This window comes from Effusibacillus sp. SKA8 (assembly GCF_058273125.1).
In genome coordinates this window covers 102,739-127,058 of the sequence record NZ_JBZCSF010000001.1, presented here as the reverse complement: position 1 = coordinate 127,058, position 24,320 = coordinate 102,739, and the positions used below count along the sequence as shown (strand labels likewise).

Here is a 24,320-nt window from a genome sequence, read left to right as displayed (position 1 = left end):
TTATAACTGTATTGTATGCAGTTTGGGTAAAATATTCAAACCCTTTATGTAAGATAATATTACACATTATCCGCAAAAGAAATCGTTTTCACTGTTTTTTTCTCTGTTTTTCGTATTGCGTTACTTTTTATTACACGCTTCTGACTTGGGCCGGTTTACGTTGATTCGGATGTTTCCCTTATTCGTCCATAGACATGTCCAAATCCATAAATATGTAAAAGCCGTTCCCGAGCGGCCGGGAGTATGTCCGAATGTTGCGGGAACTGTCCAAATCCGCGTACTCCTGCGACAAAATCCCCTGCTGTTGGTGTTTCATCAGAAGAATGTTGGGGACAAAATAGGGGCGCCAAATCCAGTTGGTTCCCCGAAACGACGGTTCCCGCCGCCACTCCCCGTTAACGAGTTGATAGTTTGACGAGATTTGGTAGCCGTTTTCCCGGCAAATGTACATTCGGATACACTGGGTACTTACCGCCGGAATCAATTGTTCGAGCAACCGGTCCGCGTCCTCCGATGTCGCTATGGATGAGCGGTGGGGAATCGCCCCGGCCAAAAACTGATTCAGCCGTTGGTCGATGGCATACAATTCCGAATATCTTACAAACTCCCTATGGGCGAACGCATCAGTCTCTTCCCGCAGCATCGATTCAAACGCCAGTTCGGGAAGCAAATCGGAAAGCGCCTGGGAAAAGAGAAACCCTTGGACATAGCGTGCTCCTACCGTAAGCGCATTGCGCAAATCCCGTCTGGTTTCGATGCCCTCCAGCAGCAATGAGGCGCCAATCTGGGTTGCCAGAACGGAAAATGACCGCAACAAAGCGGAATACCCGTCATGGGCGCCACTCTTTTTGACAATGTTCAAATCGATTTTCAGGATTTTCGGACGCAGCAGGGCGATCCGGTCAAAATTGCTGAATCCGCTGCCGACATCGTCGATCGCAATCGTACATCCCGCCGCGCGGTAAATTTCAATCGCGTCCGCCAGTTCTTCCGGATTTCCGGCAAAGTCTTCTTCGGTAATTTCGATGACAACCCGCTCCGGCGCAATCTTGTATTTTTCCAGCAACCGCAAAGTGGGCGGAAGCTCTTTCCCCATCCTTGAATGACGGAGTATCCAGGACGGTTTTAAATTGATGAACAAAAGCGGGTTTGCTTTGCTGCCAGCAACATGCCGAAAAGCCCTTTCCCTTATGATCCGATCCGTGTGGATATGAACCGACTCGGGAATCTCCGGGCTTTGGAAAAAAGGGCCCAGACTGTGCGCGACGTTTCCGCTAACCTTTCGCCCCAAAACCTCATAACCGGCGATTTTCTGGGTCTGCAGCGAAACGATCGGTTGAAAAAACGGAATGATTTCCCGCTCTTCAGGCGCGGTGAAACGCAAATCCAGCATAAAGCCACCTCCGGGATAGTCATTACGATTCATCAAGCTTTAGCCAACCGATCCCAACATCCATGACTTCCTTAAATTTGCTCCGCCCGCTGCGAACCAGATTGTAACGGGCCTGCTCGGCCTGTCCCTGCAACATTAACCGGGCGTTGGTCTCTTTGATTGCGCTGAACTCGTTCCACGCTTGCTCGAACTTTTCAAAGAAAAGCAGATCCCGCTCGTCCGACACCATATCCTTGACTTTGGCCAACGCCTGGCGCAGTTCTGTTTCCACCCGGTTCTTTTCCTCGTTTAATTGCTTAATTGTCGCCAAATCTTCGGAATTTACCAATGCCACCATAATGCCGCGAATTTCCAGGGCCTTTTCCAACACTCCCTCGATTGCAAGCTGCGTTTGGTTCATTTCCCGAAAATCGGGCAGTTGAAACTGGGAGACAACCGATACCAGCGTCCGGTTCCGGCCGACGGTAGACCTGATAATCCGGTCCAATCTTTCCATGTTCGCCTGCTGTTCTTCCGCGGCCGCCAGCACCTGTTCGCCGGCGGCTGCGATCTGCTCGATAACGGCTGAAGAATGATTTAGCGAATCGGTGATCCGGTCGGCGCTCTCGGCCAAATGCCCCACATCCGCCCGGGCGCCTTTGGCTTCACCTGTAATGCGGACCAGCGACTGTTGGATATTCCCGTAAGCTGCGCTGGCTTCCGCAATCCGGGCCGATCCGGAAGAAGCGAGCCGGATGCCGGACGATATGTTGTCGGCCGCATGCCGGATCCGTTCTTGCAATTGACCGAGCAGGCCGTTGATTTTTTCCGTCGCCTGTTTCGACTGGCCGGCCAGTTTCCGCACTTCGTCGGCCACCACGGCAAATCCCTTGCCGTTTTCTCCGGCTCTTGCCGCTTCGATATTGGCGTTCAACGCAAGCAGATTGGTCTGATCGGAAATATAATTGATCAACTGGGTGATTGAGGAAATCGATTCCGACAAGTCCTGCAATTGCCGTATTTCTTCCGCAACCTCGCTGTTTTGTCTTTCCAGATCTTCCATGCACCGGACAGCCGTCATGGCTGACGACAACCCGCTCGAAACGGCTGCCTCCGCAGCAAGGCAGGCCTCGACAATCCGATCGTTTCGCGCGACCAATCCCCGTATGTGGCCTTGGATTTTCTCCATCTCCGCCGCCGCGTGACTCGCCTCTTCCGCCGAACCCTGAATTCCTGTCGCCAATTGATTCATCGTCTCCGCAACCGTCTGCACTTCCTCCACCATTTTCGCCGACACGGACGCGAGTTCGTGCATGTTGGAGTCGACATTTTTGGCTGTTTTGCTTACGATCCGCAGCAGGTTCTGAAACGTCCGGATCGTTTTATGCAGAATTTGGCGGAAAGGATGGCCCCGTTGCACGGAGTCCGGCAAGGCAAAACGGATGCGCAAATCGCCGTCTCCTAATTTTTCAAATATCTCTTCCAAAAACCGGTTATGTCTCCAAAGCGGAAAAAACCGCACTATGCCTCTTCCCCCCTTTTGCTTTTCGAAACAAAGGCGGCCAAGCAAATCCGGCCTGCAAGCACAAACTTCGGGGAAACCCCGCCCACCTCCGGAGGCGCGGGGCTTCCCCGATTGATCGAATTTTATTGCCCGACTTCGTGGCTGACCGACCCCACACGCACTCTGCCGCCTTCGCCAATCCACGCTCTTTTCCATTGTCCCTGCACCACGCCGACAAGCACTGTGCAGCCGAGTGCGATGCCGCTTAAAATCAGGAAGCCAGGGGTGAAAGAACCGGTTGCCAGCTTCAGGTTGCCCAGGATCTTCGGCAGGAAATAGCCGCCCAGACCGCCAGCCGCGCCAACAATTCCCGTGATGACCCCGATCTCTTTCTGGAAGCGCTGGGGAACCAGCTGGAACACGGAACCGTTGCCCATCCCCAAACACATCATGGCTACGAACAACATGACGGTTGTCAGCGAAAGAGCCGGCAATGTCGAAATCCCCGCCATCATCAGGGCCACGACTGTATACAGAATAAGAAGCATCCGGATGCCGCCGAGTTTATCCGCCAACCAGCCGCCAACCGGGCGGAAGAAACTGCCGGCGATCACGCATAGCGTCGTAAAGTCTGCCGCTTTCACCGGACTCAAACCGTACTGGGTGTTGAAGAAAATGGTCAGATAACTGGCCATTCCGACAAACCCGCCGAAAGTGACGCTGTAAAGGATGCAAAACAGCCAAGTATCCCTTTGCTTCAACACCTGAACGTAATCGGCAAACCGCTTGGGCGCCGGTTGATTCGGACTGTCCTTTGCCATGAGCGAAAAAGCGATAAAGGTAAGGACAACAGGAATCAGGGCAAACCCGAACACCACATGCCAGTCTCCATAATATTGCGCGATCCGGTTCGCAAACAAAGTCGTTATGATCGTGCCGCTGTTTCCCGCACCCGCGATTCCCATCGCCAAACCTTGATACTGCGGCGGATACCAACGACTGGCCAACGGCAGGGCCGCGGCAAAACTGGCCCCGGCTACCCCCAACAATAAAGCGACCGGATACAGCTCGGTTAAACTGCCGACAAACTTCCATCCCCAGATCAGCGGAACCATGGTGACGATCAAGCCGATTTGCCCCGTTTTTTTCGGGCCGATGTGGTCGGTCATCCAGCCGAGCACCAGGCGCAGAATCGAGCCGCCCAGCACCGGTAAGGCAACCAGATTCGCCTTTTGTGCGGCGTCCATTTTAAATTCGTTCGCGATGATGACCGCCAACGGTCCCAGGAGCACCCACACCATAAAACTGATGTCAAAATAAAGGAATGCGCTAAACAAAGAAGGCGCGTGTCCGCTTTTCAAAAAGCTTTGTTTGTCCATGCCAATTCCTCCCGTTTTGCTTGATTATGCAAATAAAAGCCCCTGTCCAAAAAGACAGAGGCTTCGTTGCCTGAATCGTGTCGCCGCTGACACCATAAACGTCAAAATCCGACTTGCCACTCAGTGAATTTCTCCCATGCCTTGCCCGAATCCAATATGGATTGGGCCATTTCAATCCCTTCCCCGATATTCCGCGCCCGTTCCGTCAGCCACAAACGAAGGCCGCTGTTTAAGAGAACCATCTTGCGGAATTCGCTTGCTCCCTGCAAAACGCCGGAAATGCGGGCGGCTTGCTCCGCGGCGGGCAGCTTGACCGGTTCGGTGTCTTCATACAGTCCGTATTTTTTCGGGTCGACCAAATGTTTCTCCGCCGTCCCGTTTCCGATGACATAAACGGCGGAAGGACGGTTGGTCGGCACATCTTCCGACCCGTCGATGCCCTGAACGACCATCCCTTTGCGATACCCGAGTCTGACCGTCAAATCTGCCGCTTTTTCCAGTGCGGTCGTGTGGAAAACCCCCGCGATCAGATAATCAGCCCCGGCCAGGTTCAAAAATTTCTCCACGGTGTTCAACAATGTCCGCACTCCCAGTTCTTCCCGGATCTTGCGAAGCCGGTAGAGCGGCGGACAGAAACGCTCCGTGTCGATGAACGCAACGTTCTTTTCGTCAATCATATTTGCGAGTTGTTCCCTGTCCGCGTCGACAGGTACACCCGATTCCTGCAGGATCTCCCGCAGGCTCACCCCGTATTTGGGCGGCAGGGAGGCACTCCCGTGCAGCACGACCGGAACTCCGGCAGCGGCCAGCACGACTGCCGCGGGAATTGTTGCGGCAAAGGACTTCCCCCTCCCGTCATAGGGACCGGCGCAGTCCAGCAACCCTTGTTTGCGATGGGGAACGGTTTTGGACCTTTCCCTGCCCGCCTCGACAAACGCAAGCAGTTCGTCGATTGTTTCCTCTTTCACCCGCTCCCCGATGAAAAACGCGCCGACTTGGGCATCGGTCGCCGCGCCGTCGAAAATCCGGGCAGCCGCCTCTTTCGCAGATTCGAACGACAAGTCCTTGGCACCTTTCTTGCCACGCCCTACTTCCTTAATAAATTCCTGCATGTTTTCCCGTCCTTTCCTCCGATTGACGGGAGGCTGTCACCTTCCCTACATACTGATATACACTTTCCCGTCGATCGTGTCCACTTTGTAGGTGGTGACGCAGCCGGTGTCCGGCGCCTGCACCTGGCCGTCCTGCAGGCTGATTTTCCAGTCATGCAGCGGGCAGAAGACGTATTTTCCCGCTACGATCCCTTCCGCCAGCGGCCCGCCCCTGTGCGGGCAACGGTTTTCCACCGCCCGGATTTCGCCGTTGCTCAGCCGAAAGATTGCAATTTCATGCCCATTGAGTTTCACGACCCTTCCCGTTTGCGCGGGAAGGTCCTCCAACTTTGCCACTTCCACTTTCTGCGGCGTTTTCACGGCTTCCATGCTCTTCATCCCGAATTTCCTCCTTTATGCCAATACCGGCAGTTCTTCATAGAGCGCGCGGGCTTCCCGATCCTCAACGATCTCTTTCCAAGGATCCCGCAGCACCGACAACGCCACATCCATACGCTCGTTCAACTGACGGCGGGTTTCCGGATCTCCCAGCACCTTCTGGATGGTTGCCAATCCGACACGTTCCACCCAGTGGGACGTGCGTTCGCCGTAATGTGCGTCCTCCCGGTAATACTGGAGGAACGCACTCGTCCATTCCATCACTTCCCGATCGGTTTTCACTTTGCAAAGCAGGTCGCCGCCCCGCAGGTGGACACCGCCGTTGCCGCCGACATAGATCTCCCATCCGCCGTCGATGCCGACCACGCCGACATCCTTAATCCCCGATTCCGCACAGTTGCGCGGACATCCGGATACGGCCATCTTCACTTTCGCCGGGGTGTTGAGTCGCTCGAATTTCTTTTCGATGTCGATCCCCAGCTGTATCGAGTTCTGTGTGCCGAAGCGGCAGAAGTCGCTGCCGACGCACGTTTTCACCGTCCGGATCGCTTTTCCGTACGCAAAACCGGATGGCATATCCAGATCCGCCCAGATTTTCGGCAGGTCTTCCTTCTTGACGCCCAGCAGGTCCAGCCGCTGGCCGCCGGTGATTTTTACCAGCGGAACCCGGTACTTTTCGGCGACTTCCGCGATTCGCTTCAGTTCGGCAGGCGATGTCACGCCGCCATACATGCGGGGAACGACCGAGTACGTGCCGTCCTTCTGGATGTTGCCGTGCATGCGCTCGTTGACAAACCGCGATTCGCGCTCATCCGCATGGTCTTCCGGCCACAGCATGTTGAGGTAATAGTTGAGCGCCGGGCGGCATTTCGAGCAGCCCTCCGGCTCGTTCCAGCCAAGTACGTACATGACTTCCTTCACACTGGTCAAGCGTTTTTCCCGAATCTCGGCAACCACTTCATCGCGGCTGAGGGGGGTGCAGGAACAGATCGGCTCCCGCTGGGGCGCCGCCGGAGCTTCATCGCCGAGTACGCTTTGCAGGATTTGTGCAACCAGCGGTTTGCAGCCGCCGCAGGAGCGGGAAGCCCCGGTGCACGCCTTGATCTCCTCGACCGAACTCAGTCCCCTTTCATGGATCGCTTCTACGATTGCGCCCTTCGACACCCCGTTACAGCCGCAGACAATTTCGTCCGCCGACATGGCCGCCACCGCGTCAACGCCGGAAGCCGCACCGGCAGACGCCGGATTTTCCAGGATCGCAACCCGTTTAACCTGCAGCACATCGGTTTGGTTTCGCATCATTTGCAAAATGCGCGAACTGTCGCTGGTGTCACCGAACAGTACGGCTCCGACAATCCTGTTGTCCCTGACCAACAGTTTCTTGTAGATTCCCGCAAATTCGTCATGAACGCGGATCGCCCTCGCATTGGGACTGTCCATGAACTCGCCGGCGGAAAACACATCCACACCCGAAACTTTCAGCTTCGTATACACGATTGAACCTTCATACGGAGCGGTCTCGATGCCGCAAATCCGCTTCGCCAGCACTTGCCCCTGCTCAAACAGGGGGGCCACCAACCCGTAAACGACACCCCGGTGTTCGGCGCATTCCCCCACCGCATACACATTGGGAACGCCGGTTTCCAGGTAATCGTTGACCACAATCCCGCGGTTGACTTCGATCCCGCTTTCCTTCGCCAACGCCACATTGGGCCTGATGCCGACCGCCATCACGATCAGGTCGGCCGCTTCAACGGTCCCGTCTTTGAAACGCAATCCCGTCACGCGTTCGTTGCCGAGAATCTCTTCCGATTGCTTTTCCATCAAAAAGCGCATGCCTTGCCGTTCCAATTCTCGTTGCAGCAGCTTCGAGGCGACGGGGTCCAACTGCCGCTCCATCAGATTGTCGAAAATATGGACGACGCTGACTTCCATTTGCAGGTTCAAAAGACCCCGGGCCGCTTCCAGTCCGAGCAGGCCGCCGCCGATCACAATCGCCTTTTTGTACTTGCGGGAAGTCTCGATCATCGCTTCGCAATCCTTGATGTCCCGGAAGGCGATGACGCCCTCTTTGTCCGCTCCCGGCAGCGGCAGCATGAACGGAAGGGACCCTGTCGCCAAAATCAAGTCGTCATACGCCTCCACGATTCCGCAATCGGTGTACACCCGGCGCTGTTCGGTGTCGATCTTCGTCACCGTCCGGCCGGCATACAGCTTGATTTTGTTTTGTTCATACCAATCCCAGTCGTTTAAGACGATATCGCGGATATCCGCGTCCCCGGCAAGTACGGAGGACAGCAAAATCCGGTTGTAGTTCGGATGCGGCTCGCTGCCGAAAATCGTAATTGCAAACCGGTCCGGCGCCAGCTTCAGGATTTCCTCGACGCATCGGACGCCCGCCATTCCGTTACCGACCAAGACCAATTTTCGCTTGTTCATGTTCCCTCTCCCCTTCACGCTCTGTTCCGATTTTTCTGAACGAAACGGCACTGATCTTAAATTCCGGCATCCGGGACTCCGGGTCCAGTTCCGGGTTGGTCAGCAGATTGACCGATTTTTCTTCCTCCCAGTGAATCGGGACGAACAGGGTATCCGGCCGGATGGTCTCCGTGATTTTCACCCGGTAGTTCGCTTTTCCCCTGCGGGTGGAAAGTTCCACCCAGTCCCCGTCTTCAATCCGGTTTGCCGCCGCCGTCTCCGGATGTATCTCCACATACGGTTCCGGTTGTCTCGCATTCAGCGACACCGTCCTGCGGGTCTGTACCCCTGTCAGGTAATGGCTCAGTACCCGCCCGGTTGTCAGGTAATAGGGATAGTCCGCATCCGGCAGTTCTTTCGCTTCCCGGAACCGAACGGGATGAAAAACCGCCTTGCCGTGCGGATGGGCAAACCGGTCGGCAAACATCCGCTCCGTGCCCGGGTGGTCGTCGCTGGGACAAGGCCAGAAGACCCCTTTTTGCCGTTCGATCTTGGCGTAGCTGATGCCGGAATAGTCCGCCCGCCCGCCGGCGCTGGCCAAACGGAGCTCTTCAAAGATGTCTTCCGGCGATTCGTAAGCAAAGAGTTCCTTTTTCCCAAACCGCTTTGCAAGATCGCACAAAATCTGCCAATCCAGCCTCGCCTGGCCCGGCGGGCGCTGCGCCGCCCTCCGCAGGATGACGCGGCCTTCCAGGTTTGTCAGGGTCCCTTCGTCTTCCGTCCAGGCGGAACCGGGCAACACGATATCGGCCAGTTTTGCCGTTTCGGTTAAAAAGAGATCGACAACAACCAGGGTGTCAAGCCCGGCGACCGCCTTTTTCACCAGATTGCCGTTGGGACTCGAAACGACGGGATTGGACGCCATCAGAAACAGCCCCTTGATCTCCCCGCGGGACATCGCTTCAAACAATTCATAGGCAGACTTTCCTTTCCCGGGCAATTCGTGCTCGTCGATCCCCCAGACGGAGGCGATATATTTCCGGTGTTCCGGGTTTTCGATGGATCGATACCCGGGCAATTGATCCGACTTCTGACCGTGTTCCCGTCCTCCCTGCCCGTTGGCCTGGCCGGTGATCGCACCGTAGCCGCAGGCGGGCTTTCCGATTTTTCCGGAAGCGAGAACGAGATTCAGGCAACTGAGCACGTTGTCGACTCCCCTCGCCTGCTGCTCGATCCCCCTCGCCGTGTACAGGATCGCGGTTTCCGCCTCGCCGTACCAACGGGCGGTCTGTATGATGTCGTCCACAGGAATTCCCGTAATCCGCGACACTTTTTGCGGCGTGCAGTCGCTGACCGCCTGTTTGACCTCCGCGAATCCGACTGTTCGCTCCGCGATAAAAACGTGGTCAATCAGATTCTCCCCGATCATCACATGCAGAATTCCGTTCATTAGCGCCAGGTCAGTGCCCGGCTTGACGGGAAGATGCAGGTCGGCGATCTTCGCCGTTCCCGTTTGGCGCGGGTCGACCACCACAATTTTCGCCCCGTTTTTCTGCGCCTGTCGCAGATAGGGCATCAACGTCGGCTGACACTCGGCAATGTTGGCTCCGACAATCAGGATGAATTTCGCCAGCGGGATGTCATGGAGGGGAATGGTCATGCCCCTGTCCAAACCGAACGCCTTGTTCATTGCCGCGGCTGCCGACGACATGCAGTAGCGCCCGTTGTAATCGATATTCCGGGTCCGCAGTGCCACCCGGGCGAATTTTCCCAGGAGATACGCCTTTTCATTCGTCAGCGAACCTCCGCCGAACACCGCCACCGAGTCGTTTCCATACTTCCTTTGCAGAGCGCGGAACCGTTCGGTGACCGCGGCCAGCGCTTCATCCCAGGTCGCCATGGTCAGTTGCCCATTTTTCCGGATCAAAGGCATCGTCAGCCGCTCCCAGTGCCGCGCATGCTCATGCGCTACAATTCCCTTGGGACACGCTTTGCCTGACGCAACGGGAAAGTCCTTAATCGGCTGCACCCCTGTCACCTTTAATTGAACCGGGTCGACGCGAAGTTCGATCGCACACTGCATGCTGCAAAAGCAACAGTGACTGGCAATCCCGATTTCGCTGCCCGGCCGGTCCACTCTGGCTTGAAACATTTGAAGCAGCTTTTGCATTTCGCGGCCTCCCCTTCATTTCATTGCGTTGAAAAAGCGGTTTCTCACAAGCCCTCGCAAAACTTTCGGCTTTCTGAACGGGAGGGCCCACAGTTCCAGCAGATGGAATAACCATGTCAAGTTCCATTACATTTATGACCATTGTAGTCAGAATAAAATAACACGGCAACACTTCATGTTAGATTTCATGACATAAAATACTCAAAAAAACAGCATCACCTTTCGGTTGATGCCGTTGCAAAACCAATTCCATTGTGCCGTCCCGCGAAAGACCGGATCAATCAAAATCCAGCAAGCCTTTTTTCAACGCGTACCGAACCAGTTCGGGACGGGTTTTCAAATGCAGTTTTTCCATGATCTTCGTCTTGTGGGTCTCGATCGTCTTCACCGAAACCACAAGCTGTTCCGCGATTTCTTTGTTCGAATATCCTTTGGCGATCAGGGCCAAAATCTCCTGCTCCCGGTCCGTCAGCACATTGTAATTGTCAATCTCTTCACCCTTTTGAACGCGCTGCAAAAATTCCTGGATCAGAGATTTCGCGGCTGACGGATGGAGGTACGCCGCCCCTTGCTTGACCGTCCGGATCGCGGCAAGCAGGTCCATATCCGGCGCACTTTTCAAAATATACCCGGATGCGCCAGCCTGCAAGACGCGGAACAGGTATTCCTCGTCGTCATGCATCGTCAATACGAGAATATCGATCTCCGGAGCCTCCTCTTTTAACCGGGCGGTGGCGGACAAGCCGTTTTCTCCCGGCGGCATGCTCAAATCCATCAGCACGATGTCGGGCCGTAGCGCCAGCGCCTTTTCGACAGCTTCCCTTCCGTCTGCCGCCGTATCGACCACCTCCATATCGTCCTGCGCGTTGATCAGCATCGCAAGGCCGGATCTGACAATGGCGTGGTCATCTGCGATAAGTACCCGGATCGACATGGAGCGGCTCCCCCTTTTCCGTCACTGGAATACTCACATGAATCAAGGTCCCCTGTCCCGGCCCCGATTGAATGTCGACGCTGCCCCCCAACAGGTGGGCTCGCTCACGCATTCCGTACAAACCGAGTCCGCTTCCCTGCACCCGGATCTGACTCGGGTCAAACCCCCGTCCGTCGTCTTTGACCGCCAGCTGCACAAGGCTACCGGAATCCTCGAGGCGCACGATGATTTTGTTGGCGTCCGCGTATTTGGCCGCGTTCGTCATCGCCTCCTGGCAAACCCGGTACAAGGCGGTTTCAATCGACGATGCGTAGCGGCGTTTCTTGCCAAGAACCACAAATTCGGTCTCAATGCCGAAGGTTTGTTCAAACCGTTTGATGTAAGAACGGATCGCCGGAATCAGACCCAAATCGTCAAGCGCCGACGGACGCAGCTCAACCGCCATGTTCCGGACTTCTTCCAGCGCCCGCAGCGTCATCTGCTGTACATCCGACAGATGGTTCTTGACCGTCTCTTCCAGCTCCAACTGGTTTACCACTTTCAGTCCCACCAAAATGCTGTACAACGCCTGTCCCACACTGTCGTGCAGATCGCGGGATACGCGTTTGCGTTCCTCTTCCTGGGCCTGTATCACATAGTTGGTCATCATCCGCTGAAAACGTTCCCGTTCCATCCGCTGCTGTTCGGACATATCGCGCAGAATCACGACCATGACTTTCTTGTTCCGCTCGGCTAAGTGGGTCGAACTCGCCGCGACAGAAAATTCCCGGCCGTCCTTTGTTCGGATGGTCATTTCAAAGGAAGGCACGTTGGCAGACCTTTTGGCAAAACAATCGTCGCAGGAGGCTTCTTCGACGCCATTCGCCATTCCTCTGCAGATTTCGCAAAAGTGGATTTTCCCGACCAACTCCGCATAACTCCAGCCGGTCATTTTCAAAGCCGCCGGGTTGGCCTGCGCCACAATGCCGTCTTCATCGACAACCAAAATCGCATCTGTGACATTGTTGAAAACCGACTCCAGAAACGAGGCCGAGTTTTTGGCCGTTCCAATGTTTCGCACCGAAGCCATCGGCAACTTCCCCTCTAGTTATTGTACCATCCCTTTTATTATACCGTTAGCGCCCGGTCAGGGGAACTAGATGACGGCTTTGTTGTAATTTGGCGGAATATAGGTACAGTAGGGCTCGCTTGCCAGATAGTCTCCCGTCACCGCATACGCCCGCGCGCGCGAACCGCCGCAAACATTGCGAAACGGGCATACCCCGCATTTTCCTTTGTAATTGTCCGGATTGCGCAGCGCTTTGAAAATCGGCGATTCCCGGTAAATCTCCACCAGCGACCGCTCCCGCACATTGCCGGTATAAACGGGCAAAAATCCGCTGGGGTACACGTCGCCGAGATGGGAAACAAACACGAACCCGTTCCCGTCATTGACGCCAAACATTGGACGGCCGATTCCATCCTCCGTCTGGCCGTTGTTGCGTTGTACACCGATCAAATTCATGCGGGAAAGAGACTCGCCCTCTTCCTTTCGCCGCTGCATCACCACGCGGCGGTAGTGCTGCGCGGCGGTCGTTTTGATGTCGAACGGAGCGGTCTTTGACAGATCGTACAGCCAATTGAACACCCGTTCGTGCTCTTCCGGCGAGATCATGTCCTCCATCTTGCCGCGGCCGGTGGGAACAAGAAAGAACACGCTCCACAGCACGGCTTTCAATTCCTTCATCCGTTCCGCCAAACGCTCCAAGTCATGCAGGTTATAGCGGCTGACTGTGGTGTTGATTTGAATCGGCAGGCCCAACTCGTGCAGGTATTCAATCGATTGGAGCGTACGGTCAAACGACCCCGCCACCCCGCGAAACGCATCGTGAATCTCGGCATTGGACCCGTCAAGGGAAAAGGCCCAGCGGGAAAGACCGGCCTCTTTTGCCCGCCGCATCGCCTCCTTCGTGACATGCGGCGTCGCGCTCGGCGTCATCGAAATTTTCAGTCCTTTGTTCACTCCGTACGAAATCAAGTCATACAAATCCTGCCGCATCAACGGGTCCCCGCCGGTGAAGACCACCACAGGGTCACCGAACTCTTTGATCTGATCCAGCAGCCGGAATCCTTCTTCCGTTGTCAGCTGGCGAGGATCCGGTTTTGGCTCCGCTTCCGCCCGGCAGTGCAGGCAGGCAAGCTCACAGGCTCTCGTGACTTCCCAGATCACGATAAACGGTGAATGTTCGAACGGGCGCATTTTGCGATCCCCCTCTTTGCTGAAACATGGTTCCGATCTGTTCCGCGACGTTCATGACCAATTCCACGACTTCGTCTTCAAATGCCCGAGGCTGTCTGCATCCCACCAACAACACACCCATTACCCTCTCGTCGATCGTAACCGGAACGCCGATGACCGCTTTCAAATTTTCCGCCAGCAGAATCGGGTATTCCCGCGGATCGTCACCGCTTTTCGGCGAGAAAGATTCCAGCACCATCGCGCGGCCGGAGCGCATCACCTTGCCGGCAATGCCTTTTCCGAGCCGCAAGGTAATTCTTTTATAGCGTTCGTTCCGGCTGCCGGAAGCGTATTTCCAGCGAATCGTCTGCTCCTTCTCGTCGGCCCAGGCAAGAGCGGCAAAGTCAGTGGCTGTCAGACGCCTCAGTTCACTGAGACTTGCCTCGATGTCCCCTTGTAGGCTTCCCATCATCTGTTGCCTCCATATCTTTCATTTCTTTGAACAGTCTGCCATCTGCATCTTTTGCTTTTTTCTTTAGTCTAACTTGCAACGCGCTTTGGGTGTTATAGGGGAATTCCCTTAGTTCGTTTTCGGAACTCCCTTATTTTTTCATACCTTCAAAAAGAATCCCCGGCAGTCAAACGTACCGGGGATCGGCATACATTCAGATTTGATGGGTGTTACGGCTTCTGTACACAATATAGCTGCGGCGAAAATAAGCCAACGGAACGCTCCACACGTGAACCAGCCGTGTAAACGGCCAGATTCCGAAAACCGCAAAGGCCAAAACCACATGCAATTTAAAGAACAGCGGCACATCACGCATCAGCGACGGGTCGGGCGTAAAGGTCAGAATCCCCCTGATCCAGGGCGCCAGAGTCTCCCTGTAATCGTAACTGCCAACCAGATTGGTGCCGATCGTCGCCAGCACTCCCATACCGATGACGATCAACAGCAGAATCCCGACCAAAATATCGCTGGCGCTGCTCGTCACCCGCACGCGTTTCACACTCAACCTGCGGACCAGCAGGATAGCAATGCCCGCAAGCGTCGCAATTCCCGCCAAACCGCCGCCATACACGGCTCCCGCATGATAAAGATGTTCCGGGATGCCCATGCTTTCCGTAACGCTTTTCGGTACGAGCAATCCGACGACATGCCCCAAAAAGACCGCTGCGATTCCCAGGTGGAACAGCATGCTTCCCCAGCGCAGGCTTTTCTTTTCCAAAAATTCGCTGGATTTTGCCGTCCACGCAAGTTGATCCGTATTGTAGCGATAGATATGCCCGACGACAAAGATCGTCAGCATCATATACGGATAGATGACCCACAAAAATTGGCTTCCGAAATTCACAACGCCACCTCCCGCTTACTTGAGGATCAGGTCGGACGCGAGAAGACACGCCTGCATGACCCATGCGTACGGATTTTCCGTTTTTTCCAGTTGGACCTGCAGATTCTCCATCGGTTTGCGGAAATCCCGCAGAACCTTCTTTGCCGCATGATCCGGAGCCACCGCGGCAAACTCCAGCAGTAAAGGCAAGTAATCCGGCAGTTCGTCGGCGGTGATTTCAAATCCCGCTTCCGCGTAAAATTCCTTCAGCCTGACGAGGATCGCTCCCCTCTCCCGCTCTTCCCCCATGGCGGAATAGGTCAGATACAAAGCCGCGTTTGGGTTAAAATCGAACGTTTCCACGTACCTTTGCGCCAGTTGGTCGATTTCTTCGCTTTCCAGATAGGCGAGAAACCGCTGCAGCGCTTCCCTTGCCTGCGGGTGGGCAATTTCGCCCACTTCCGCACGCAACTCGCCGATCTGCAGCCATTCCGCGTCCGGATACTGCAGCAACAGGGAAACAAGCTGCAGCAAACGCCGGTTATCGTCCGTCTTTGCCGTCAAAGGAGGGATAGAAATACACGTTGTCTCCATAGTAACCTCCCACTTCGCAAGAATTGCAGCTTCCGGCCAAATCATAACCGGCCATTCCCTGTTCGCTGTAAAGATTCATGACATGCTCTTTGTGGGCGGGAGGAATCACAAACCGGTCCTCGTATTTCGCGACAGCCAGCAAGCGGTACATTTCCTCGGCCGCTTTTGCCGTCATTCCCGCTTTTGCGATCAGCTTCGGATCGGTTTCTCTGCCGGTCTGGAGGGAACGCATGTGATAACGCATGGTCACCATTTTGTTCAACGCGTTTTGGATGACAGCCGTGTCTCCCGCCGTCAGCAGATTGGCCAGATACTGAATCGGAATTCTCATCTGTTCGATCGCCGGGAAGATGTCGTCCGGATCAAAATGGCTGCCTTTCCCTTCAAACACATTCATAATCGGGCTTAACGGCGGAACGTACCAGACCATCGGCAAAGTGCGGTATTCCGGATGCAAAGGCAGCGCGACACCGTATTCGACGGCAAGTTTGTAAACCGGCGACCTGCGGGCCGCTTCCAACCAGTCTTCGGAAATGCCGTCACGCCGCGCCTGTTCGATTACCGCAGGGTCGTTCGGATCCAGGAACAAGCTCAACTGTGCCTTGTACAGATCTTTTGTGTCAGGGGCCGATGCGGCTTCTTCGACGCGATCCGCATCGTACAAAAGAATCCCGATGTAGCGTATGCGACCGGTGCAGGTTTCCGAGCAGACGGTGGGCAGCCCCGCTTCGATTCTCGGAAAACACAGTGTACATTTTTCCGCTTTTTGCGTTTGCCAATTGAAATACACTTTTTTGTAGGGGCAGCCCGACATGCAGTAACGCCAGCCGCGGCACGCCTCCTGGTCGACCAGCACGATACCGTCTTCATCCCGTTTGTACATCGCCCCGGAAGGACAGGACGCGACACAGGCAGGGTTCAGGCAATGCTCGCAAATCCGCGGCAGATACATCATAAACGCCTGTTCGAATTCGAGACGGATCGCCTCTTCCATGGCAACCGCGTTGGGATCGCGGCGTCCCGTGACATGAGCGCCGGCCAAATCGTCTTCCCAGTTCGGCCCCCACTTCAGGTCCATATACTCGCCCGTCAGCAGCGATTTCGGGCGAGCAACCGGCTGGTGCTTCCGCTCCGGGCTACTGGTCAGATGTTCATAGTTGTAGGTCCAGGGCTCGTAATATTCGTCGATAGTCGGCAAATCGGGGTTGTAAAAAATTTTCGCAAGCGCCAGCTTGTTGATTTTGCTGCCCGAACGGAGTTCCAGCTTGCCGTTTTTGCGCACCCAACCGCCCTTATATTTTTGTTGGTTTTCCCATTCGACCGGATAACCGACGCCCGGCTTCGTTTCCACGTTGTTAAACCAGATGTATTCCGCACCCGGACGGTTGGTCCAGGTGTTTTTGCAGGTTACGCTGCACGTGTGGCAGCCGATGCATTTGTCGAGATTCATGACCATCGCGACCTGCGCCTTAATCTTCAAGCCAGGACACCTCCTTCATCTTGCGGACGGCCACATAGAGGTCCCGCTGATTGCCGATCGGACCGTAATAGTTGAATCCGTAACTGAGTTGCGCGTAGCCGCCGATCACCTGGGTCGGTTTGATGTGAATCTTGGTCGGACTGTTGTGCGTGCCGCCGCGTTCCCTTGTGATGTTGGAAGCGGGAACGTTAATGTGTTTGTCCTGAGCGTGGTACATAAACATCGTCCCGCGCGGCATCCGGTGGCTGACAACCGCCCTGGCGGCCACCACGCCGTTGCGGTTATACACTTCCACCCAGTCGTTGTCCCTGATACCGGCTGCTTCCGCGTCTTTGTCGTTGATCCACACGTTCGGGCCGCCCCGGAACAAGGTCAGCATGTGCAGGTTGTCCTGGTAGGTGCTGTGAATGTTCCATTTGCCGTGCGGCGTCAAATACCGCAAAGTGATGGCGTTTCCGTCGGCGGCAGGTTGCGGGTCGCGGGGCGCAAACACCATTTTCGGCAGGGTCGGTTTGTAAACCGGCAGCCCTTCCCCGAATTCCAGCAGGATTTCGTGATCGAGATAGAAGTGCTGGCGCCCCGTCAGGGTCCGAAACGGCACCAGCCGTTCGATGCTTGTGGTAAACGGCGAATAGCGGCGATCTCCTTTGTTGGAACCGCTGAATACCGGAGTCGGAATCACCTGTTTCGGCTGGGCGGTGATGTCGGCAAACGTGAAACGCTCCGCCGCCCGTTCTTCCGCCAAATCTTTCAGTTGCATCCCCGTTTTCTTTTCTTCCGCTTCCCACGCCTTCATCGCTACCTGGCCGTTTGTCGCGCTGGACAGGGTGAGAATCGTTTCCGCCGCCTGCCGGTCGGTCTCAAGCCTCGGCATGCCTTGCGAAACACCCGGTTTTTCCACGACTCCGTTGATTTTTTTCAATTGTTCGTACTGTTCTTTGACAGAGAAAGAGATCCCGTGCGCTCCGATTGGGTTTTTCTCCACGAGCGGCCCGAGGGAAGTAAACTTGTCGTAGATTTGCGTGTAATCGCGTTCCACCACGACAAATTTGGGCATCGTCTTACCCGGAATCGCTTCCGTTTCTCCCTTTTTCCAGTCGAGCACTTTCCCGAAAGGTTGCGCCAGTTCATCCGGCGAATCGTGCAACAATGGCACGGCAACGATGTCTTTCTGCGGTTTCGGCAGATAGGTTTTGGCCATTTCGGAGAAGGTCCTGGCCAATCCCTTGAAAATATCCCAGTCCGACTTCGTTTCCCACGGCGTCGAGATCGCAGGGTTAAACGGATGCACGAACGGATGCATGTCGGTGCTGCTCAGGTCGTGCTTTTCATACCAGGTCGCCGCCGGCAGCACGATATCGGAATAGAGGGCATTGCCGGCCATTCTGAAGTCGAGGCTGACCAGCAGGTCAAGCTTGCCTTCCGGCGCCTTGTCCCGCCATTTTATTTCCTGCGGTCGGCAGCCCGTGTTTTCCTCGGACAGCAAGCCGTTGGAAGTGCCGAGCAGGTGCTTCAGGAAGTACTCGTGCCCTTTTCCCGAACTTGAAATCAGGTTGGACCGCCATACGAACAGCCCGCGCGGGAAGTTTTTCGGATCGTCCGGGTCTTCAATCGCAAACCGCATGTTTCCGCTTTTCAATTCATCCGCAACATAGCGAACGATTTCTTCCGGGGCGGTTGCGCCTTTTCGCTTCGCCTCTTCGAACAACCGGAGCGAATTGCGGTCGAATTGCGGGTAAGAGGGCAACCAGCCCAACCGGGCCGCCAATACGTTGTAGTCGGCGGAATGTTGGTATCTGGGTTTGCCGACGGTTGCCGCCGCAAGCTCGTCCAGCGGCAGCTCGTCGTATCGCCACTGATCGGTCGCAAAGTAATAGAAGGAAGTCGCGTTTTGCAGCCGCGGCGGCAGCGACCAGTCACGGGCGAAAGCGATGGTTCCCCAGCCTTCGATCGGCCGGCATTTTTCCTGTCCGACGTAATGGGCCCACCCGCCGCCGTTGACGCCCTGCGAACCGGTCAACAGCACCAGGTTCAGAATCGCCCGGTAGATCGTGTCGCCGTTAAACCAGTGGTTGACGCCCGCACCCATGATGATCATGGAACGGCCTTTCGTATCAACCGCGTTCTGTGCGAACTCGCGTGCGATCCGGGTCACCAGTTTACGGTTCACGCCCGTATGCCGCTCTTGCCAAGCCGGTGTATACGGTTTCGGATCGTTGTAGTCGATCGGATAATCGCCGGGTAACCCGCGGCCGACGCCGTAGTTGGCAAGCATCATGTCGAACACGGTCGTCACATACAGCGTCTCACCGGCTCGCGCAATTTTTTTCACAGGAACGGAGCGGCGGAACGTCCTGCGACCGGAATCGTCAAAACACGGAAAATCGAGATAAACGATTTCGTCTTCATTTCCCAAAAGCGACATTGCGGGATCGATCGGCTGCCCCTGCTCGTCTTCCGGCTTCAGGTTCCACTTGCCCGGATCTCCCCAACGATGTCCGATGCTGCCGTTTGGAACCGCCAATCGCTTGGTTTGCCGATCCAGCACCACCGGTTTCCAGTCCGGATTGGCAAGTGGCAACCCGAGGTCGCTCGCCAGCAGGAAGCGGTCGGAAACGAACGAGTCCCCTTGTTTTTTCAACGTGACCAAATACGGCAGATCGGTGTATCGTTTGGCGTACTGGGTGAAATATTCCGTTTGCCGCTCGACATAAAACTCCTTTAAAATGACATGGGTCATCGCCTGCGCCAGGGCGCCGTCCGAGCCGGGCTTCGGCGCCAGCCAATTGTCCGCAAACTTGACGTTTTCGGCATAGTCGGGACTGACGGCGACGACCTTTGTGCCCCTGTATCGCACCTCGGCCATGAAGTGGGCATCCGGCGTGCGGGTCATCGGCACATTGGAACCCCACATCATGATATAGCCTGCGTTGTACCAGTCGCTGCTTTCCGGCACGTCCGTCTGTTCGCCCCAAATCTGCGGAGACGCCGGCGGCAGGTCGGCATACCAATCGTAAAAGCTGAGCATCGGCGATCCGACCAGCGACAGGAACCGGGCACCCGACGCATAACTGACCATCGACATCGCCGGAATCGGAGTGAATCCGGCAATCCGGTCGGGACCGTAGGTTTGAATCGTATAAATCATCATGGCGGAGATGAGCTGATTGATTTCCCCCCAGGAAGCGCGGACAAATCCGCCTTTGCCGCGGGCGGCTTTATATTGCCGGGCTTTCTCCGGGTCTTCGACAATGCTTTTCCAGGCCTCGACCGGATTTTGGGTCAGTTGCAAAGCCTCTCGCCACAACTTCAACAAGATCCCGCGGATATACGGATATTTGACGCGCAAAGGGCTGTACACATACCAGGAAAAACTGGCGCCGCGCGGACAGCCCCGCGGTTCAAACTCCGGCATGTCAGGTCCCGTGGAGGGATAGTCGGTCTGCTGATTCTCCCAGGTGATGATCCCGTCTTTGACAAACACTTTCCAACTGCACGAACCCGTGCAGTTCACCCCGTGGGTGGTACGGACCACCTTGTCGTGCTGCCAGCGACGGCGATACACTTTTTCCCACTCCCGGCTTTGGGGAGACAATTGGCTCCACCCGCCGGAATAGTGTTCGCTCGGCTTGAGAAAACGCAGTTTCCTGAATAACGGTGAAGACTTTTTCCGCATGCTTCGATCTCCTTTCCGATTTTCGGAACCGTCTGACGATCAGGGATCGTTTTAAGAATCTTTCATGAAATTTTCCCGTTCACAAAAGTACCCTGCTGTGCGGTTTCCCTGTGCCAAGAACGCTTGAGTCCGATGATGACCAACAACGCGACCAGGTAGGTGGCGGCAATCCACCAGAAACCGTACGAATAAGAATTGGTCAAGCTCTTTAAAGTGCCGAGTATGTTCGGCAGGAAAAATCCGCCCAGCCCGCCGGCGGCGCCGACAAACCCGGTCATGATCCCGACTTCTTTCGGAAAACGGGTTGGAACCACCTGAAACAACGCTCCGTTGGACAAACCGAACAGCATCAGCGTGACAAACAGCAGTGTCAACGCGACATACACCGGAGGAAGCAGCCCGACAAGCAACAGCGCAACCGTCACTGCGGCGTACAGTTTTGTCAACAGATTCATTCCGCCAAAACGGTCCGCCAGCCAGCCGCCGATCGGCCGCACAAAACTCCCGGCAAACACCACCAGCGTGACAAAGTCTCCTGCGGTCACCTTGCTGACCCCGTATTGATCGACAAAGAACAGGCTGAGATAACTGGTCATTCCGACAAACCCGCCGAAAGTCAGGCTGTAGAAAAAGCTGAACAGCCAGGTTTCCTTGTGTTTCACAATCGACAAATAAGCTCCCGCAGTCTGCGGTTTTTGCGCGTTCGGGCTGTCTTTCGCGAAGATCACGAACACAATGAACGCGACGGCCAGCGGAATCAACGCCAGGCCGAACACGCCGTGCCAGCCGATGGCTTCCGCCAGCCGGGGAGCGAACAGCGTGGCAAGCACGGTGCCGCTGTTACCCGCTCCCGCGATGCCCATCGCCAAGCCCTGATGTTCGGGCGGATACCAGCGGCTTGCCAGCGGCAAAGCCACCGCGAAACTGGCTCCCGCCACACCCAGCAAAAATCCGAATGCGTGCACTTCGCTCAAACTGTTGCCAAATTGCCACCCCCAGAAGAGCGGTATCATCGTGACGATCATGCCGATGATGCCCATCCGCTTGCCGCCGAAGCGGTCGGCCAGCAATCCCATCGGGATTCTGAGCAGCGCCCCTCCCAAAACCGGAATCCCTACCATCAGGCCTTTTTGCGCCGGAGTCAAGTTGAACTCCTGCACGATAAAGGTAGAAGTGGCCCCCAACATCACCCAGATCATGAAACTGATGTCAAAGTACAGAAACGATGCGAGCAGCGTCGGAAGATGACCGCTTTTTAAAAAGCTCTTTTTCGCCAACATCCGGGATCTCTCCTCAGCATTTGATTTCGGCGTTCTTGCGAGCGTACCAGAACCAGGTGATAAAGAGACTGATCAGATAATAGGCGATGAACGCGTACAGGGCCGCATGCGGTGAGCCTGTGCTGTTAATCGACCACCCGAAAGACTTCGGGATGAAGAATGCGCCGTAAGCCGCGATCGCGGAAGTGAAACCGAGCACCGGAGCCGCTTCCTTCGGGTCAAAGATGATCGGAATCATGCGGAACGTCGAACCGTTTGCGATTCCGGTCGTCAGAAACAAGACCATGAACATCAGGAAAAATCCCGTAAAGTTATGCGCATCCATGAAGTGGATCGCCCCGAAGGTGGCGACGATCATCACGATGATGTCCCAAAACGTCACCCGGGCACCTCCCACTTTGTCTGACAGCCACCCTCCGACAGGCCGAATCACCGCCCCGACCAACGGCCCGAGAAACGCGTATTGCAGCGGGTTGACTTCAGGAAACTGCGACTTGATCAGCAGCGGAAAAGCCGCCGAATAGCCTATGAACGAACCGAAGCACATCGTATACAGCCAGGTCATCAGCCACATGTGTTTCCGCTTGAAAATGACGAGTTGTTCTTTTACGGATGCCCGGGCGGTCTGCAGATTGTTCATGCCAAACATCGCCGCGATGGTGGTCAACAGAATCGGAATCACCCAGACGAAGGCGGCGTTTTGCAGCCATACTTCTTTGCCGTTTTTCATCAGTTGGGGGCCGCCGGCCACTGCGCCAAAAATGCCGGACGTGATTACGATGGGAATCAGAAACTGGGTCACACTCACACCCAAGTTGCCAAGACCGGCGTTTAATCCCAAGGCGGTTCCCTTCATTTTCTTCGGGAAGAAAAAGCTGATGTTGGCCATCGACGAAGCGAAGTTGCCGCCGCCAAAGCCGCACAGTGCGGCAAGAATCGCCATCTCCGTGAAAGAAGTGGTCGGATCCTGCACCGCCATGCCGATTCCGATCGTCGGCAGCAGCAAGGTGGCCGTGCTGAACACTGTCCAGTTGCGCCCACCGAAGATCGGCACCACAAACGAGTAAAAGATCCGCAGCGTGGCACCTACCAATCCGGGCAGCGCCGCAAGCGTGAACAATTGTTCGGTCGTAAATTTGAATCCGACGTTATTGAGATTGACCGCCACTGCGGACCAGATCTGCCACACGGCAAACGACAGAAGCAAAGCCGGTATCGAGATCCACAAGTTGCGATTGGCGACTTTTTTCCCTTCCGTCGCCCAGAATGTCGGGTTTTCAGGGTCCCAACGCACAGACAAATTGGCCATCGCGCCTCTCCTCCAAATCAATTCCAGGATGGTTTCAAGCTGAATCCGGATTCTTGGCTCTTATTCTAGTACGGACACAAAAATCGGTAAGTCGGGAGTCTCCCTGATTCTGCAACAGGGAAATCCCCGAATTTGAAAAACAGCCTTCTTCCCGCAAAAAATAAGCAAATCCCGTAAATCTCAAGGTTTGCAGGGTTACAATCCTTACATTCGTTCACCGATTTTTAAAAATAAATCTTACTATTTTTTCCATTCTGCCGCTATTTGTGTCTGAAATGGTATCGAAAAATTCCCTTCGGATATAAATTTGTCACTTTATAACAAGAATTGATCGCGAAAAAGAAAAACTACCTTGGCAAACGGATTGCAAGATGGAAATCAGTCAAACGTTTCCGTTTCCCGGATGAAAGGTTGTAACATCCAAGTCGCGTCTTATGGCCCCAAAAAAGAAAGACTGTTGATTGACTCAACAGTCGCGGAAAATTCGTTCCTCGTTTGTTCATTTTAGTTCACGGATATTAGTTCACGGATGCGGATGCCTTTTAGCGGGGTTTCCTCTGTTGGACGATCGCCAAAAGTTCCTGTTTTTCTTGCTCCGTCAACACTCTTTCCGCCATGGGGAACAGAACGCTTTCTTCCTTCATGAAATGTTCCAGCAAAATATTGATCGCCGTCAGCAAAGGTGCCGTAACGGCTTGGACCTGCTCCCGGCCCGCCGCTTCTCCGGTTTCGGCGGCTTGTTGTTCAAACAGGGCCAGATTTCGCTTTGCTTCAGCATGCTCATATTCCATCACGGCGATCGGTCCCTGCTCGGTTCCGATATGCCTGCCGAGGATCGGGAAAAGGCCGCCTTCTTCTTTTTCCGAATGGATGTCCAGTTCCTGTTTAAACTTGCTTTCCAAAGTTCTCAATTCCTGCAGGCCGGAAAACCGCTCCTCCTCGGCAGCATCCGCTAACCGCTTCGCTTTTTGGACAAGCTGGTGCATCTGTTCGCGCAACGGCGGATGTTCATCAAATAATTGGCGGAGCGCCGGACAAAACGATACAACGCCAGGTCCTCCCAAGTGTCCCAAGCATCCCCCGCCGTTTGTTCCAAACATTGCGATCACTCCTCAAAATACGATTTTATACGATGTATTGTACGTCTTTTTTTCAGTAGCTA

At 55.2% G+C, this 24,320-nt stretch carries 18 protein-coding genes; all 18 read right to left on the bottom strand.

Annotated elements, in window-relative coordinates; genetic code table 11:
• Nucleotides 1-178: 178 nt before the first annotated feature.
• Nucleotides 179-1,393 (bottom strand): EAL domain-containing protein, encoded by a 1,215-nt coding sequence (locus AC4ED1_RS00630; RefSeq protein ID WP_490935466.1) that lies wholly within the window; start codon nt 1,391-1,393, stop codon nt 179-181.
• Nucleotides 1,394-1,415: 22 nt separating this feature from the next.
• Nucleotides 1,416-2,894 (bottom strand): methyl-accepting chemotaxis protein, encoded by a 1,479-nt coding sequence (locus AC4ED1_RS00625; RefSeq protein ID WP_490935465.1) that lies wholly within the window; start codon nt 2,892-2,894, stop codon nt 1,416-1,418.
• Between the two features lie 125 nt (nt 2,895-3,019).
• Nucleotides 3,020-4,255, bottom strand: a complete 1,236-nt coding sequence (locus AC4ED1_RS00620; protein ID WP_490935464.1) for a nitrate/nitrite transporter — start codon at nt 4,253-4,255, stop codon at nt 3,020-3,022.
• Between the two features lie 101 nt (nt 4,256-4,356).
• Nucleotides 4,357-5,367, bottom strand: a complete 1,011-nt coding sequence (locus AC4ED1_RS00615) for an anthranilate phosphoribosyltransferase (RefSeq protein ID WP_490935463.1) — start codon at nt 5,365-5,367, stop codon at nt 4,357-4,359.
• Between the two features lie 45 nt (nt 5,368-5,412).
• Nucleotides 5,413-5,736 (bottom strand): nitrite reductase small subunit NirD, encoded by a 324-nt coding sequence (gene nirD / locus AC4ED1_RS00610; RefSeq protein WP_490935773.1) that lies wholly within the window; start codon nt 5,734-5,736, stop codon nt 5,413-5,415.
• A 24-nt stretch (nt 5,737-5,760) separates the two neighbouring features.
• On the bottom strand, nt 5,761-8,184 hold the full coding sequence (gene nirB / locus AC4ED1_RS00605) for a nitrite reductase large subunit NirB (RefSeq protein WP_490935462.1): 2,424 nt from the start codon (nt 8,182-8,184) through the stop codon (nt 5,761-5,763).
• Nucleotides 8,153-10,333, bottom strand: coding sequence for a formate dehydrogenase subunit alpha (fdhF, locus tag AC4ED1_RS00600; RefSeq protein ID WP_490935461.1), 2,181 nt, complete (start codon nt 10,331-10,333; stop codon nt 8,153-8,155). The genes nirB and fdhF overlap by 32 nt, the downstream gene beginning before the upstream one ends.
• A 277-nt stretch (nt 10,334-10,610) precedes the next feature.
• On the bottom strand, nt 10,611-11,267 hold the full coding sequence (locus AC4ED1_RS00595; RefSeq protein ID WP_490935460.1) for a response regulator: 657 nt from the start codon (nt 11,265-11,267) through the stop codon (nt 10,611-10,613).
• The gene (locus AC4ED1_RS00590) at nt 11,239-12,336 is read right to left on the bottom strand and encodes a sensor histidine kinase (protein WP_490935459.1); all 1,098 of its coding nucleotides are present in this window, start codon (nt 12,334-12,336) and stop codon (nt 11,239-11,241) included. The genes AC4ED1_RS00595 and AC4ED1_RS00590 overlap by 29 nt, the downstream gene beginning before the upstream one ends.
• A gap of 66 nt (nt 12,337-12,402) precedes the next feature.
• Nucleotides 12,403-13,506, bottom strand: coding sequence for a TIGR04053 family radical SAM/SPASM domain-containing protein (locus AC4ED1_RS00585; RefSeq protein WP_490935458.1), 1,104 nt, complete (start codon nt 13,504-13,506; stop codon nt 12,403-12,405).
• A complete protein-coding gene (locus AC4ED1_RS00580) occupies nt 13,448-13,957 on the bottom strand; it encodes a GAF domain-containing protein (RefSeq protein WP_490935457.1) in 510 nt (169 codons plus the stop codon). The genes AC4ED1_RS00585 and AC4ED1_RS00580 overlap by 59 nt, the downstream gene beginning before the upstream one ends.
• Nucleotides 13,958-14,150: 193 nt before the next feature.
• Entirely contained in the window at nt 14,151-14,840 is a 690-nt protein-coding gene (gene narI, locus AC4ED1_RS00575) for a respiratory nitrate reductase subunit gamma (protein ID WP_490935456.1), read from the bottom strand.
• A gap of 15 nt (nt 14,841-14,855) precedes the next feature.
• Nucleotides 14,856-15,413 carry a nitrate reductase molybdenum cofactor assembly chaperone gene (gene narJ / locus AC4ED1_RS00570; protein ID WP_490935455.1) on the bottom strand — a complete coding sequence of 186 codons (558 nt, stop codon included), beginning with the start codon at nt 15,411-15,413 and terminating at the stop codon, nt 14,856-14,858.
• Nucleotides 15,361-16,893, bottom strand: a complete 1,533-nt coding sequence (gene narH, locus AC4ED1_RS00565; protein WP_490935454.1) for a nitrate reductase subunit beta — start codon at nt 16,891-16,893, stop codon at nt 15,361-15,363. Before narH ends, narJ begins: the two co-directional genes overlap by 53 nt.
• Nucleotides 16,883-20,569, bottom strand: coding sequence for a nitrate reductase subunit alpha (locus AC4ED1_RS00560; protein ID WP_490935453.1), 3,687 nt, complete (start codon nt 20,567-20,569; stop codon nt 16,883-16,885). Before AC4ED1_RS00560 ends, narH begins: the two co-directional genes overlap by 11 nt.
• A gap of 62 nt (nt 20,570-20,631) precedes the next feature.
• The gene (locus AC4ED1_RS00555; protein WP_490935772.1) at nt 20,632-21,846 is read right to left on the bottom strand and encodes a nitrate/nitrite transporter; all 1,215 of its coding nucleotides are present in this window, start codon (nt 21,844-21,846) and stop codon (nt 20,632-20,634) included.
• Nucleotides 21,847-21,862: 16 nt separating this feature from the next.
• On the bottom strand, nt 21,863-23,158 hold the full coding sequence (locus AC4ED1_RS00550; protein WP_490935452.1) for a NarK family nitrate/nitrite MFS transporter: 1,296 nt from the start codon (nt 23,156-23,158) through the stop codon (nt 21,863-21,865).
• A gap of 542 nt (nt 23,159-23,700) precedes the next feature.
• Complete coding sequence (locus tag AC4ED1_RS00545) at nt 23,701-24,258, bottom strand: hemerythrin domain-containing protein (protein ID WP_490935451.1); 558 nt, start codon at nt 24,256-24,258, stop codon at nt 23,701-23,703.
• Nucleotides 24,259-24,320 lie beyond the last annotated feature (62 nt).

Excerpts from the sequence above, each read along its gene's own strand:
- AC4ED1_RS00595 (WP_490935460.1), bottom strand. The coding sequence starts at position 11,267 with ATGTCGATCCGGGTACTTATCGCAGATGACCACGCCATTGTCAGATCC.
- AC4ED1_RS00585 (WP_490935458.1), bottom strand. The coding sequence starts at position 13,506 with ATGCGCCCGTTCGAACATTCACCGTTTATCGTGATCTGGGAAGTCACG.
- AC4ED1_RS00590 (WP_490935459.1), bottom strand. The coding sequence starts at position 12,336 with ATGGCTTCGGTGCGAAACATTGGAACGGCCAAAAACTCGGCCTCGTTT.
- AC4ED1_RS00560 (WP_490935453.1), bottom strand. The coding sequence starts at position 20,569 with ATGCGGAAAAAGTCTTCACCGTTATTCAGGAAACTGCGTTTTCTCAAG.
- AC4ED1_RS00630 (WP_490935466.1), bottom strand. The coding sequence starts at position 1,393 with ATGCTGGATTTGCGTTTCACCGCGCCTGAAGAGCGGGAAATCATTCCG.
- nirB (WP_490935462.1), bottom strand. The coding sequence starts at position 8,184 with ATGAACAAGCGAAAATTGGTCTTGGTCGGTAACGGAATGGCGGGCGTC.
- AC4ED1_RS00615 (WP_490935463.1), bottom strand. The coding sequence starts at position 5,367 with ATGCAGGAATTTATTAAGGAAGTAGGGCGTGGCAAGAAAGGTGCCAAG.
- nirD (WP_490935773.1), bottom strand. The coding sequence starts at position 5,736 with ATGGAAGCCGTGAAAACGCCGCAGAAAGTGGAAGTGGCAAAGTTGGAG.
- AC4ED1_RS00545 (WP_490935451.1), bottom strand. The coding sequence starts at position 24,258 with ATGTTTGGAACAAACGGCGGGGGATGCTTGGGACACTTGGGAGGACCT.
- narJ (WP_490935455.1), bottom strand. The coding sequence starts at position 15,413 with ATGGAGACAACGTGTATTTCTATCCCTCCTTTGACGGCAAAGACGGAC.
- AC4ED1_RS00550 (WP_490935452.1), bottom strand. The coding sequence starts at position 23,158 with ATGGCCAATTTGTCTGTGCGTTGGGACCCTGAAAACCCGACATTCTGG.
- fdhF (WP_490935461.1), bottom strand. The coding sequence starts at position 10,333 with ATGCAAAAGCTGCTTCAAATGTTTCAAGCCAGAGTGGACCGGCCGGGC.
- AC4ED1_RS00620 (WP_490935464.1), bottom strand. The coding sequence starts at position 4,255 with ATGGACAAACAAAGCTTTTTGAAAAGCGGACACGCGCCTTCTTTGTTT.
- AC4ED1_RS00580 (WP_490935457.1), bottom strand. The coding sequence starts at position 13,957 with ATGATGGGAAGCCTACAAGGGGACATCGAGGCAAGTCTCAGTGAACTG.